Origin of the sequence: Mesorhizobium sp. M7A.F.Ca.CA.001.04.2.1 (assembly GCF_003998485.1) — a bacterium.
Lineage (GTDB): Bacteria > Pseudomonadota > Alphaproteobacteria > Rhizobiales > Rhizobiaceae > Mesorhizobium > Mesorhizobium ciceri.
In genome coordinates this window covers 1-13,517 of sequence record NZ_RZQT01000148.1, presented here as the reverse complement: position 1 = coordinate 13,517, position 13,517 = coordinate 1, and the positions used below count along the sequence as shown (strand labels likewise).

Annotated in this window: 12 protein-coding genes and 1 pseudogene; 3 read left to right on the top strand and 10 right to left on the bottom strand. The window is 61.9% G+C overall.

Annotation, left to right across the window (positions count from 1 at the left end):
• The 9 genes and pseudogenes from EN955_RS29710 to EN955_RS29670 form a co-directional block, all read right to left on the bottom strand.
• Positions 1-717, bottom strand: a 717-nt coding sequence (locus EN955_RS29710; RefSeq protein ID WP_164769923.1) for a sugar phosphate isomerase/epimerase, incomplete at its 3' end; no start/stop codon positions are given.
• Complete coding sequence (locus EN955_RS29705; RefSeq protein ID WP_024502561.1) at positions 717-1,793, bottom strand: Gfo/Idh/MocA family oxidoreductase; 1,077 nt, start codon at positions 1,791-1,793, stop codon at positions 717-719. The genes EN955_RS29705 and EN955_RS29710, both read right to left, overlap by 1 nt.
• An 11-nt stretch (positions 1,794-1,804) precedes the next feature.
• Positions 1,805-2,626 (bottom strand): sugar phosphate isomerase/epimerase, encoded by an 822-nt coding sequence (locus EN955_RS29700; RefSeq protein WP_024502560.1) that lies wholly within the window; start codon positions 2,624-2,626, stop codon positions 1,805-1,807.
• 63 nt (positions 2,627-2,689) lie between these two features.
• A complete protein-coding gene (locus EN955_RS29695; protein WP_013532946.1) occupies positions 2,690-3,532 on the bottom strand; it encodes a carbohydrate ABC transporter permease in 843 nt (280 codons plus the stop codon).
• Between the two features lie 5 nt (positions 3,533-3,537).
• Positions 3,538-4,434 carry a sugar ABC transporter permease gene (locus tag EN955_RS29690; RefSeq protein WP_023764771.1) on the bottom strand — a complete coding sequence of 299 codons (897 nt, stop codon included), beginning with the start codon at positions 4,432-4,434 and terminating at the stop codon, positions 3,538-3,540.
• Positions 4,435-4,569: 135 nt separating this feature from the next.
• On the bottom strand, positions 4,570-5,817 hold the full coding sequence (locus tag EN955_RS29685; RefSeq protein WP_024502559.1) for a sugar ABC transporter substrate-binding protein: 1,248 nt from the start codon (positions 5,815-5,817) through the stop codon (positions 4,570-4,572).
• A 110-nt stretch (positions 5,818-5,927) separates the two neighbouring features.
• A pseudogene (locus EN955_RS29680) lies at positions 5,928-7,068 on the bottom strand (ABC transporter ATP-binding protein).
• Between the two features lie 88 nt (positions 7,069-7,156).
• Complete coding sequence (locus EN955_RS29675; RefSeq protein ID WP_024502558.1) at positions 7,157-8,107, bottom strand: PfkB family carbohydrate kinase; 951 nt, start codon at positions 8,105-8,107, stop codon at positions 7,157-7,159.
• A 3-nt stretch (positions 8,108-8,110) separates the two neighbouring features.
• On the bottom strand, positions 8,111-8,911 hold the full coding sequence (locus EN955_RS29670; RefSeq protein ID WP_023756676.1) for a class I fructose-bisphosphate aldolase: 801 nt from the start codon (positions 8,909-8,911) through the stop codon (positions 8,111-8,113).
• 162 nt (positions 8,912-9,073) lie between these two features.
• Between EN955_RS29670 and EN955_RS29665 the strand changes: the two genes are divergently transcribed.
• The 3 genes from EN955_RS29665 to EN955_RS29655 all read left to right on the top strand — a co-directional run bounded on the left by EN955_RS29665 (position 9,074) and on the right by EN955_RS29655 (position 12,215).
• The gene (locus EN955_RS29665; RefSeq protein WP_013532952.1) at positions 9,074-9,835 is read left to right on the top strand and encodes a DeoR/GlpR family DNA-binding transcription regulator; all 762 of its coding nucleotides are present in this window, start codon (positions 9,074-9,076) and stop codon (positions 9,833-9,835) included.
• A gap of 267 nt (positions 9,836-10,102) precedes the next feature.
• Positions 10,103-11,251: a Gfo/Idh/MocA family oxidoreductase gene (locus EN955_RS29660; RefSeq protein WP_024502557.1), complete on the top strand. Its 1,149-nt coding sequence runs from the start codon at positions 10,103-10,105 to the stop codon at positions 11,249-11,251.
• Positions 11,252-11,261: 10 nt separating this feature from the next.
• A complete protein-coding gene (locus tag EN955_RS29655; RefSeq protein ID WP_024502556.1) occupies positions 11,262-12,215 on the top strand; it encodes an alpha/beta hydrolase in 954 nt (317 codons plus the stop codon).
• Here the strand turns inward: EN955_RS29655 and EN955_RS29650 are convergent.
• Positions 12,212-13,246, bottom strand: coding sequence for a LacI family DNA-binding transcriptional regulator (locus tag EN955_RS29650; RefSeq protein ID WP_024502555.1), 1,035 nt, complete (start codon positions 13,244-13,246; stop codon positions 12,212-12,214). The two genes, EN955_RS29655 and EN955_RS29650, sit on opposite strands and share 4 nt — an antisense overlap.
• Positions 13,247-13,517 lie beyond the last annotated feature (271 nt).

Below are 13,517 nucleotides of genomic sequence, written 5' to 3'. Positions count from 1 at the left end.
AACAAAATGCGGAAAATCGACGATGCCTTGTCCGGCGGTGGCAAAGCGGCCGTCACCAGAGCGATCCTTGGCGTGCGCCATGGCGATATGGCCGGCAGCCTCGTCGATCGCGGCGGCGACGATGGCGCGCGCTTCGTGTGGCGTCGCGTGCTCGAACAGGTTCGCCGGATCGAGCACGATCTTCAGATGCTTCGATCCCATTTCGGCGATCAGCCTGGTCGCGTCCCTGGCCGAGGTAACGATGTTGGCCTGCTCGGGCTCGATGCCGAGATCGACGCCGGCGTCTTCGGCAACCGCCAGCGCTTTCTCCATCTCGGCGGCCATGTCGGACCAGGCCGCCGGCGTGCTATTGTCGGGATGATACGCCCACTGATCGGCGGCGTTGCGCGAGCCGGTGCAGAGCGTGACCAGCGGAATACCGAGGGCCGCCGCCGTCTCGATGACGACGGCAAGACGGCGAAGACCGTCGTCGCGCACAGCCTTGTCGGGATGCGCCATGTTGTAGGTGCCCGACAGTGCGGCGAGTGCAACCCCGGTCGATTGTGCTGCGGCGCGGGTGGAAGTGACTGCTTCCGCCGGCACGACATCCGGCATCGATGGCAGGCCGGCGCAGGCTAGATTGAACTGCGTCGTCTCATAGCCAGCCTGCTTAACCGCCGTCAGCACGGCAGCCGGCTCTGTGCCGGCAAATGTCTTGGCGAAAATGCCGAGACGCATCAGACCGCTCCCGAAACCGAGGCGAGTTCGACCCGTTCACCTGTCTCGACCGAACGCGCGATGGCGACCATGGCGCGGATCGAGGCGATGCCGTCCTCGACATTGGCGCCGCGCATCGGCGTGCCGGTGAGCACGGTGTCGGCAAGACCTTCGAGCTGGCGGCGGAAGAAATGACCGTCGGCGCCGAGCGGCTTGTGGGCGGTGGAGGTCTTCTCGTAAAAGATCTCGACCTCGCTGGCGCGGAAGTACCAGGGGTTGAATGTCCTGGCGATGACGGAACCGTTCTCGCCATAGAGCTGAAAACCTTCGTGCCAGTCCATGCGCACGGCGACGGTAAGATCGAGATGCCCGAGCGCGCCGCTGGCGAACTCGGTCTCGACGAACCAGCAATAGGCGCCGAATTTCTCATTGAGGCGGGCGCGCACGGCAACGATATCGCCGCACAGGAAACGCGCCGTGTCGACGAGATGCGAGCCGTGCGCCAGCATGAAATATTGCCTGAGATCAGCCTTGGGATTGCCGGTCGGCTTCTTCGCCAGCTTGCTGGTGACCGGCAGCGGCTGAATGGCATCGGTGTTGGTGTAGCGATGGGTGGAATCGCAGTACCAGGCCTTAAGCGCCAGCACCTCGCCCATTTCATCGCGGACGAAGTCGCGCGCCGCCTCCAGTGCCGGGTCGAAGCGCTTCATGTGACCGACTTGCAGGACCTTGCCCGAGCGCCTGACCGCCAGCGCCAGTGCCTCGCCTTCCTCCACCGAGGTGCCGATCGGCTTTTCGCACAGGACATGCTTTCCCGCATCGAGCGCCTTGATCGACATCGGCACGTGATAGGCGTCCGACGTGGCGACGATCACCGCTTCCAGTTCGGGATCGGCGAGCATGGCGTCGTAGTCGGCATACATCTTTTGCGGCTCGTAGGTGGCGCCCATGCGGGCGAGCAGATCGGGTGCCGCGTCGCAGATGGCGTAGAGGTCGGCATTCCCAGCCTTCACGCAGGATTGCAGATGCGCGAACTGCGCGATGGGACCGCAGCCGAGCACACCGACCCTGAGGCGTCTGTCTTGTTTTTTGATCATCGTCTCGATCTTCAGGCGCCCAAGCTGCGCATTGTCTGGCGGTTGGTCTTGACCGCGCCGGCGGGATCGGCGGCGGCCGTTTCGGATTCCTCCTCCAGCACCAGCCAGCCGTTGAAGCGCGGTGCGGTGTTGGCGATCTCGATGACAACAGGCGTGTCGCAGACGCCCTTGCCGAGCATGGCCCAGCTGCCGTTGGCATCGACGTCCTTGAGGTGGATGTAGCGGATGCGGTCGCGGTAGGTGCGCAGCGTATCGGACATGTCCTTGTGGCCGCGCAGTATATGGCCGGTATCCGGTACCCAGCCGACCAGGTCGGGGTCGAGCAAGGCAAAGATCGCATCGTAATCGGCGCGGTCGAACAGCAGCGTGTTGTGGTGCGAGCTGGGATGCACCGCAACCTGGACCCCGGCCTTGCGTCCGATCTCGCCGGCGTTGTTGTAGACATCGGCCGCAATGGCGAACTTATCCTCACGCGGGCCGTCGGACACCACCGTCGCCGAGCCCATCGACACCAGCGCATTCGGGAAGGCGGCAGCGAAATCGATCCAGCGTTTGGCGGTTTCGAGGTCGGCGCCGATCTCCTCCTTCAACGTAAAGCCACTGTTCGAGCCAAAGGCGAAGGAAACCAGCGTCAGCCCCCACGCCTTCAGCGCGGCGGCGAACTCCTTCGGCTTGTTGCCATAATGTCCGATCATAGTGTTGGTGATCTCGATGCCCGCATAGCCACCGTCAGAGATCGCCTTCAGCAGATCGTCGGGGCCGCCGGTGAACCGGTCTTCCAGCATTTCCCAGGTGAAGGTCTGGCAGCCGACTTTGAGGTCTTTCACGTTCATCCTTTCAATCCTTGATACCGCTTATTGATTGATGCCATCCTGCGTCGCCGTGGGATGAACATCCTACTTGACCGAGCCTGCGGTCATACCGGCGAGGAAGTATCTCTGGGCAACGAGGTAGATGAGCAAGAGCGGTAGCGAGCCGAGCACGCTCATCGCCATCATCTGGTTCCATTCGAAGGCGTGCTGCCCCATCAACAGCTGGATGCCGATCGGGACGGTTCGCATGGACGTCGACTTCGTCAGCGTCAGCGCAAAGAGAAATTCGTTCCAGCACAACAGGAAGGTGTAGACCGACGTCGCCACGATACCAGGCAGTGAAATCGGGACAATCACCCGCCAAAGCGCGGTCCAGCTGCTGCCGCCGTCGACAGCCACGGCTTCATCGAGATCGCGGGGCAAGGTGTTCAGATATCCCGTCATCAGCAGGATCGCGTAGGGCAGCGTAAACACCAGGTAGGTCAGGATCAGCGCGACGTAGGTATCGAAGATACCGTATGAGACGACAAGCCCGAAGAAGGGGATCAAAAGTGTGATCGGCGGAATCGTCTGCGTGCTGATGATGATTGTGTTCAGGCTGCCCTTGCCGCGGAAGTTGAAGCGGCTGAACCCGTAGGCCGCCAGCAAGGCGATCAGCACCGTCAGCACGGTCACCGCTCCCGCCACGAAATAGCTGTTGAAGAAGAAGCGCAGCTTTACCGGGTCGCCAAGGATGGCTGCATACGCTTCCAGCGTGAACGCCTTTGGCAGGATGGTTGGTGGCAGGGCAAAGATTTCGGTATTCGATTTGAACGAGCTGCTCAGCATCCAGTAGATCGGGAATGCCGCGAAAAAGAGCCCTGCTGCAAGCGCTACATGGAGCGCGACGGTGATCAGCCTGTCTTTCGGCGTGTGCCTTTTCCTCATGGTGATTACCGAGCCTTTTGATAGCGAATATAGAACAGCGTCAGGCCGAGAGAGATCAGCAGGATGACCACGGCGCTGGCCGAAGCCTGCGACAGGTTGTAGCTCGAGAATGCCAGCTTGTACGTGTAGGTGCTGAGGACCTCGGTCGAGTAGATCGGGCCACCGCCCGTCGTTATCCAGATTAGCGGGAAGACCTGCATGGTCCAGATGAAGTCGAGCAGCGAGATGCTGATGATGATCGGCATCAGCTGCGGAATGGTGATGAAGATCAGCTTCTGGTAGGCTTTCGCCCCGTCGATATCGGCGGCCTCGTAGAAATCCTTGGGAATGCCCTGCAAACCCGCGAGCAAACTGACCATGAAGAGCGGGTAGCCCGCCCAGATATTGGCAAAAGTGACTGCATGCAGCGCGGTCTCAGGCGAGGAAAACCATTCGACCTTGGAACCGATGATGCCGATTTGCATGAGAATACTGTTCACGACACCGTTCGGCTCAAGCAGGAGGCGCCAGATCACGGCGATGATCACCGCGGTGAACAGCCAGGGCAGTATGTAGAGCACGCGCAGAATATTGCGCAGCGTCGGATTGATGCGGTCGCTGTTCAGCATGAGCGCGAAGACCATGCCGATGGTCATGTGGAAAATGACACTCATGCATGTGAAGTAGAGCGTGTGCCACAGCGAAGCCCAGAACACGGGGTCGTCGAAGATCGCCTGGTAGTGCTTCAGTCCGGCAAAGGATGGGTCACGACGCAGCACCGCGCTGTTCTGGAACGAGTAGGCAATCACCGTCACCATCGGCAGCAGCATCAGGAGCCCGATTATCAGCAGCGAGGGCGACAGATAGAGGTAGGGTGCGACCGCTCGTTTGAGCTTGTGGTGGGAGCGCTTTTGCCGGGTCATGTGCCAACCTTGGGATACGCCTTCAAGGGAAGGTAAGCTTTCAAAAACAAGTCCACTCAGAATGCCGATCCGTTGCCGGGTGGCCTGCCCGAAGTCAGGTCACCCGGTCGAAGACAGCAAACGGGAACAGGCCGATCAGAATTTCGCCATCCAGCCCTTCTGAGCGGCGGCGGCTGCTTGTTCCGGAGACTGCTCGCCGGCGAGCATCTTCTGGGCTTGCACGTCGAACTGGGTCATCAGGTCTTCAGCCACCGGCAGGCCCGTGAACTCATTGGCGAGATGACCGGTCTTGAAGATTTCAAAAGCCTTGCCGAAAGCCTTGTCCGAGGTCACGAAATCGGGCTTGGCGTTGACGTTGCCCGGGAAGGCGTTTGCAAGCGACACGAGCTTGGCGTTGACCTTTTCACTCATCAGATATTGGACGAGTTTCCAGGCCTCTTCCTGATGTTTCGAAGCCGCAGAGATGCCGATGCCCCAGGAGGCATAGGGAAGGCCGCGCTTGCCGGTATAGTTTTCCACGACAGGGACCGGGATGAGGTCGAAGTTCAGCTTGGGATTGCGCTTGCGGATGAGGTTCACATGCGCGAGCGAGTCGATCATCATCCCGACGCGGTTGTTGACGAACTCCTCGACCTTTTCCTGCTCGGTCTTGGTGGCGATGCCGGGCGAGATGGTGCCGGCGTCATTGAGTGATTTGACGAAAGTGAGCATATCCACCACCGGTTTGCCCTCAAGGTCCGGCTTGCCGCTCGCCATCATCGACTGGCCCGAAGCCCAAACCCACGACATCATGTCGTTCTGGACGCCGGATGGCGTTTGCAGCGACAGGGGCAGCACCCAGCCATACTGGTTCTGGTCGGCGTGCGTCATCTTCTTGGCGGCTTCGAGAAACTCCGCACGGGTCGACGGCAGCTTGGTCACGCCCGCCTTGGCGGCGAGGTCCAAATTCACGAAGACCGGATAGACGAACGAAGCCACGGGAAACATCACGGCCTTGCCGTCCACCTTGATGATATCCGCGACCTGGCTCTTGTCGAAACCGCTCGCATCCATCATCGGATTCATGTCGGCGAGTGCGCCCTGCGCATTCAGATTGTTCACCCAGGCGCCGTCGAGACCGACGACGTCGCTGAGCGTTCCGGTTGCAGCACCAACCGAGATCTGGTCTCGCGTGGTGGCGTAGGGGCCGCTGACCAGCGTCACCTTGATTCCGGGGTTTGCCGCCTCGAACTCATCCATGATTGACCTGAGCGAGCCAGCCGGCAATTCGGGCTCCCACCATTGGGTGAATTCCAGCGTCGTATCCGCCATGGCGCCGGTTGCGCCAAGCAACCATGCGGCCGCGGCTATTTTCAGCATCGCGGATTTAATACGAAACGTCATTTTCTCCTCCTTCTTTATATTCGCCCGCACAATGCGGCCGATCGTCTGATTATTCAGAAGTCTCCTTACGCAGGCGCCTCACCTTCGCCCGCGGGTCTTATCGCTGATATTCAGATTGCCAGATGCGTCTCGGGGTCGAAGAAATGGAGCTTGGCATCATCCAGGGCCAAGCTGATTTCCGAGCCGGAGCGGACTGTGCTGACCGGTTCGAATTTCGCCACCGCATTCGACGCCAGGCCGAAATCCTGCACCGCGTCAGGGTCGCCGGAGTCCACCCGGACCGCGTCGATGTTGAGATGGACGATTTGTTCGGATCCGAGTTCTTCGATCGAGGTCACCTTTGCCGGTATCGTCTGATACTTGCGGCCGGATTCGAGCCTGCTGTCATAGAGATCCTCCGGTCGTATCCCGAACACGACCTTGCGCCCCGCATAGGACCTCAAGCCCGGCCTGCGCACGAAGGCTGCATCCTGCAGCCGGACGGCCAAGGCGCCGGACATCAGTTCGTCGCCCGTCAGGGTTGCCTCGAAAAGATTCATCGAAGGAGACCCGATGAAGCCGGCCACGAAAGCGTTCGCCGGCGATTCATAGAGCCTCTTGGGTGCGTCGACCTGCTGCAGCACGCCGCCTTTCAACACCGCGACCCTGTCGCCCATCGTCATGGCTTCGGTTTGGTCGTGGGTCACATATATGGTCGTTACGCCGAGCTGCTTTTGCAGACTGGTGATTTCGGCGCGCATTTGAACACGCAGTTTCGCGTCCAGATTGGAAAGGGGTTCGTCCATGAGAAAGGCTGCCGGCTCGCGCACCATGGCGCGGCCCATGGCAACCCTTTGACGCTGTCCGCCTGAAAGGTTCGCGGGTTTGCTGTCCAGCAGAGACGTCAGTTGAAGGGTTTTGGCGATCTCGTCCACGCGCTTTTTGCGCTCGGCCTTCGGCTTGCCTGCCAGCCGCATCGAAAAGCCGATGTTTTCGAACACAGTCATATGCGGATAGAGGGCGTAGCTCTGGAAGACCGATGTCGCGATCCTTGGGCGGCATGTCGACGACGTCGACCCCGCCGATCCGGAGGCTGCCGCTGGTGACGTCCTCCAATCCCGCGATCATCCGCAACGCGGTGGATTTGCCACAGCCGGACGGCCCGACGAGAATCAAGAACTCGCCGTCCTTGACCGACAGGTTCAATTGGTCGATTGCGTGAAAATTGTTCCCGTATGTCTTGCAGATATTCTCAAGAACGACTTCTGCCATATTCCTCCCTCCACAAGTCTAAGCCATTGATTCTTATGATTGTCCTCGGCTTACGCTCACCTGCGAAATTTTCCTCGGATAGTTCAGGCTATGTTCCGGTATCAAGCCGCGCATATTTCAGTTCGACTGCCGACGGCGCGTTCGTCGATGCCAGGAGTTCCTTGACCTGGTCGTCGGTCGGAAGCGCCTCGCGCCCGCCCCGCCCCGTTATCGAAAGGGCCGCCGCCGCGGCCGCGAATGCGACCCGGCCTGCGGTGTCGGCCCCGCGCGTCAATGCAAGGGCATAGGCGCCATGAAAGCAGTCACCGGCGCCGGTCGAGTCGACGACGGCAACCCGGTGCGGAGGCAGGTGCCAGAGCCCTGTCTCGTCGCGTCCGCGATAGAAGACGCCTCTGCCGCCATCCGTCAGAACCACGGCGGACCGCGACGGCAACCACAATGCATCGAGTATCTCGGCCGGAGCCTGGCGGCCGGTGGCGGTCCGCGCGAAGCCGAGCGGAAGAATGAGATGGTCGCAGAGCCCGATCAGTCTCTCGGTGGCCGGGCCGTGGCTCCATTCGACATCGCCGAGGATCGCAAGGCCGAGATCGCGAGCCCGAGCCACGACATCCAGCGACCCGATCCCGTAACTGTCGACGATCAGGACAGTCGCGCGGCTGAGAACCTCGTCCGGAAAGTCCGGCGCGGTGCCCAGCATCGCTTCGTCGTCATACGCGATGAACCGCTCCCCATCCGAACCGACGGTGATCCGCGAGCGCACCGGGCGCGCGTGCGGGTGGCGCGGCGCGAACGCGGTTTCAACGCCGCTCGCAACGAGATCGCACAACACGGCGTCGTCGGCGGCACTGCCCAGCCATCCGACGAACCCGGCGCTTCCGCCGAGCCGCGCGACGGCGGCAAGTGCCGTCGCGACGTTTCCGCCGAAAGCTCGGGCACTTTGCAAAACCTTCCCCTTGCCCGCCGACAACGGCTGATCGACATAGACGATGTCGTCGATCGCAATAGCTCCGAAGCCGAGGATTGAAGGGACGGCGGGCATCGTTCAGGCACCCGCCTTCGCCAAGGCGTCTTGCGCCGAAAGGCCGTCATGGATGACGCCCCGAAAGGCGATCGCTGCCTTTTCCGGATCGCCGTGCCCCCAGAGATTGCGGCCCACCACGGCACCGCGCGCGCCTGCACGGATGGCGTCCGCCGTCTGCTGAAGGGCGCCGAGCAGCGTGTCGGTCTTCGGACCTCCGGCGATCACAACCGGCACCGGGCAGGTCCGAACGGTCTCTCGAAACGACTCGAAATCGCCCGTGTAACCGATCTTGATCACATCGACGCCGGACTCGTAGCCGATGCGTGCCGCATAGGCGATCTCGTCGGGGGTGAAGACGATTTTTGCCCCGTCGGTGAAATCGCGAGGGTAGATATGCGCTACCACCGGCATGCCGTAACGAGCCGCCGCGTTCACCGAATCGGTCAGCCAGCGTATGTATTTTCCCTCGGTCGCGCCGCGCACCGGAATGGCCACGGCCAACGCATCGGCGCCGGCGCGCACCGCATCCTCGGGCGTTGCAATCAGTTCACTGATGCGATCGTCTGGGGTGAAGCAGCCGGCCTGGATCACCAGGGAAGCCTTGCCCGCATATTGCGGCCACAGATGGCGCGCGGTGCCAGGCTGGATGCTGACGTAGTCGGGTTTGCCTACCATGACGCGTGCAAGCGCACCCGGCAGGTCGGCAAGACCTCCTTTGCGCACGTCGCCATAGCCGACAAAGTGGTCGACCGCGCCGCCAAAAAGATTCCCCGATGGATGTGAGAAGAGGCGCGCCAAGCGCACCTTGGTTCCGAGGCTCATGAGTCCAAAACTCTCCAATTGATTGATTTCAAAATCCTGGACCCAGTGTTTGCGAAAGAAATAACAAATGCAATCTTTCGAAAGCTTTCGAATTCGCCTATTTTCGGTAGAGTGAACCGAGGCCAGGGCGATCGCTTGGCGCATGGAGGCAAGGACAGGCCAATGTTGTCAGAGCAGAGACGCCAATCGATCCTGGGTGAAGTGCAACGCAGCGGACAGGTTCGCATCAAGGACCTGTCAGACGATTTTGGCGTGTCGGAAGTCACGGTGCGCTCCGACCTCGAGATACTGGATCGCAAGGGACTGCTGACCAAGACCCGCGGAGGCGCGGTGACCCGGACCACGGATTCGACCACGGCCGCGTTCGCCCGGCGGATGCAAACAAACCTCGATGCAAAGAAACGCATCGCCCGGGCAGCGATAGACCTGTTCGAGGACAACCAATCGGTCATCTTCGATGGCGGCTCGACATTGATGCAGGTTGCCATGCTGTTACCGCCGCTCAGCAATGTCGTGGTCGCGGCCACGGCGATGAACATCGTGCAGCATCTGATGCATCGGCCCGGGCTCGACGTTCACATGATCGGCGGCCGGGTCTATCCGGACACGGTAAGCACGCTGATCACCGATGCCGACACGGCTCTCGGCGGCTTGGTAGCGCATCAGGTCTTTGTTGGAGCGCATGCGATTGACTCGTCACTGGATGTGGTCGACGTGAACGAAGACATGGCGCGAACCAAGCGAAACCTCGTGCGCATGGCCCGGCGCGTTGTCCTCCTTGCGGATTCGAGCAAATGGGGCGTCAGCGGAACCTCCAAGGCCTTTTCGCTGTCGAGCGTCGATGTCGTGATCACCGACGATGGCCTGTCCGGCCCAATACGCAGCCAGCTTGATAGGACAGGGGCCAAGGTGATCTATGCCTGACCCCGTCGAGGTCCCTGGCCGCGGCGGAAATATCCGATGCGCGCATGACCCACGGCATCCGCATCGGCGGTCGGCCGTTTTTTCATGTCGGTCATTTTCTCCTCCCATGACTGGCAGCCTCCCGATATCGCGCCAGCATTTTCGCATGTTGTATAAAAATTTTACGCGCGTCAATATTTAATATGTTGTATAGCCCTTTGCGAAGGCGATCCGTTACTTCTGGGCGGATTCGGCAGACGGTGACCGCGTTGGGAGGTACGATCGAGAATGCACGGGATATCAACGACGAAACTCGGGATCGGCGTCATCGGATGCGGCAATATCTCGATGACCTATCTGCGCAATGCCGCTCTCTTCGGCGGCATCGAGTTGCGCGCCTGCGCCGATATCTCGGCCGACATGACGGCGCTGCGGGCGAAGGAATATGGCATACGGGCACTCGGCGTCGATGCACTGCTGGCCGACCCCGAGATCGATCTCGTCCTCAACCTGACCATTCCGGCGGCGCATTTCGACATTTCGTTTGCCGCCCTTTCGGCCGGCAAGCACGTCTTCACCGAAAAGCCGCTCGCCACCTCGGCCGCCGATGGACGGCGCCTGGTCGACGAGGCGCGGTCGCGCGGGCTGCTGCTCGGCTCGGCGCCCGACACCTTCCTTGGTGCAGCCGGACGCCGCGCCCGCCGGCTGATGGATGACGGCGCCATCGGCCGCCCGGTCACCGGCACCGCCTTCATGATGGGCCGCGGCATGGAGCACTGGCACCCCAACCCGCAGTTCTACTACCAGCCAGGCGGTGGCCCGGTGTTCGACATGGGCCCCTACTATCTGACCATGCTGGTCAATCTGCTCGGCCCGGTCGAACGCGTCATGGCGATGGCGACGCGCGGCCAGGAGGAGCGGCTGATCACTGCCGAAGGGCCATTCAAGAACACCACATTCAAGGTCGGCACGCCGACCAATGTGCTGTCGCTGCTGGAGTTCCGCTCCGGCGCAACCGTCACCTTCGGCGCCTCGTGGGATGTCTTTCGCCACTCCAACCATCCGATCGAACTGCACGGCACGGAAGGCTCGCTGCGCCTGCCCGACCCCGACACGTTCGGCGGCACCGTGTCGCTGTCGAAACGCGGCACCGACTGGAGGGATTTCGCCAGCGAAGGCGAACTCTATGGCGCCCGCAACTGGCCTTATGCGGCGCCCGATCGCGCCAATTACCGCATGCTCGGCGTCGCCGATCTGGTGCGCTCGCTTCAGACCGGCAACACGCCGCGCGCCTCCGGCAATCTGGCGCTGCATGTACTGGAGATCATGGACGCTATCCTGCGCTCCGGTGAAACACAGGGCTCGGTCGCCATCGCGGGCGATGTCGTCCAGCCGGCCCTGCTGACCGAGGAAGAGGCCAGCGATCTGCTGGCCTGAGGGTATGATCATGACGCTCGATCCGGATGCGCTGCGCGTCCTCGACATGGCTCGTGCAGCCGGCGGCAAGCCATTCGAGACCGGCAGCGTGGCGGCGGCGCGAGCTGCCTACAACGCCTCGTTCCCGACGCTGCAAGGTGAGCATGAGCCGGTCGCGACGACCTTTGAACAGCAGATCGACGGGCCGAACGGCCCCATCACTGTCCGCATCCATCGCGGCATCGACGCACTGCCGAGCGGAGCGCCGGCGCTGCTCTATCTGCATGGCGGCGGCTGGGTCATCGGCAATCTCGATTCACATGACGAGATCTGCCGCCTGATGGCCAATCTCGGCAACGCCGTCATTGTCTGCCCCGACTATCGCCTGGCCCCGGAGCACAAATTTCCCGCCGGGCTCGAGGATTGCCTGGCGACACTTCGCTTCATGGCCGAGAATGCCGTCGACCTGGGCATCGACAAGGTGCGCATTGGTGTTGCCGGCGACAGCGCCGGCGGCAATCTTGCCGCAGTGCTGGCGCTGCTCGCACGCGATGGGCTCGCTCCACCACTTGCGACGCAGATCCTGATCTATCCCAACACCGACGCGCGGCAGACATCGGGCAGCTACCGGCGTTTCGGCGACGGCTTCGGCCTTACCGCGACGACCATGGCATGGTTCCGCGACCATTATGTGCGAACGCCCGACGAAATCATGGACTGGCGCGTCTCGCCCTTGCTGGCGCCTGATCTTGCCGGCGTCGCGCCAGCATTCGTGGCGCTTGCCGGCTGTGACATCCTGGCCGACGAAGGGGCAGCCTATGCGGCGCGCCTGCAGGCCGCGGGCGTGCCTGTGATCCTGCGGCAATGGCCGGGCCAGATCCATGGCTTCGTCTCGATGGGACGCCATATTCCCGCCGCCCGGCAAGCGGTGGTCGAGGGGGTGACGGCCTGGCGCCACTTCGAGGGATCGACGTCGACCGGTTAGGCCGACTGACGCATCACCAGGGTGGCACCGAGCTTGACGGTGCACGCCATGCCCTGCTTCGGCGGATCGGCCTCGTCCAGCAGGGCCAGCAGGATCTCGACGCTGCGGCCGGCCATGGCGGTGAAATCCTGCGCCATGGTGGTCAGCGCCGGACAGGTGTAGCGGCTCAGCGGATGGTCGTCGTGGGCGGCAACGCGCAGATCGCAATCGGGCCTGCGGCCGACCTTCAGGCCGCGCGAGTACGCGGCCGCCATTACGCCAAAGGCGAGACGATCGTTGGCGCACAGGATGGTGCGGCCGGGCAAGGTCCCGGCCTCCAGCATTTTTTCCGTCTGCTCGTAGCCGATGCGTTCGAAGTCCCAGGTGTAATCGCGCGCGGCCTCGATGACGGCCGGCTTGAAGCCGGCGGTCTCCATCGCGACGATGTAGCTCTCCTGGCGTTCGCCGGAGTTGTGGTTGACATGCGGAATGTCGAGATAGACCGGCGGTTCGCCCGAGCGACAGAGATAGTCGACGATGGTCGACACGCTCTGCCGGTTGTCGTTGCCGACGAACGGCGTATCGCCCTCGATATAGGTGTCGAAATAGACGATCGGAATGTCCTGCCCGAGCTTGTCGAAGACGCTGCGGTCGGAGGCAAGGCCGAGCGGGGCGATGATCGCGCCGGCCACCTTCAGCGACAGCAGCGTCCTGACCGACTCCGCCTCCAGCTTCGGCGAGCCATGCGAGGAGATGACGATCGGCCAGTAGCCTTCGTCGCGGCAACGAAATTCGATGCGGCTGACCATCTCGGCGTAGAAAGGATCGGTGATCGTCGGCACGACGATGCCGATGTTGCGGGTGCGCTTGCGGTTGAGATTGCGGGCGAAAAGGTTCGGCTGATAGTCCGAGGAACGCAGGGCGGCTTCGATGCGCGCCCGCGTCGCCGGCTTCACGCTCGCCGGATCGTCGAAATATTTGGACAGCGTCGGGCGCGACACGCCGCATGCCTGGGCGAAGTCGTCCATCGTGCGGTGCGTCTTCTCCGCCATCGATATGTTCCTGATCCCCTGCCAACGATCGGCCCCGCCCACAGTCATGCGGCCGTTGACCGGATGCGACAATGCTCGACGGAACTTATTCAGTCAATTTTCACAGTTCCCATTAGAATGCAAAAAGATTGCGTGCGTCAAATTATTTGTTAACGCTTTAAACCTGATGGCGTCAGTTCGACGAGGATAGGCTACAGAAGCTTGCCGCTCAGCCCTCGGCTACGGGCCTGCTTGCCAAATGTCGCCATGCCGCCCATACACGGCTTGGAAA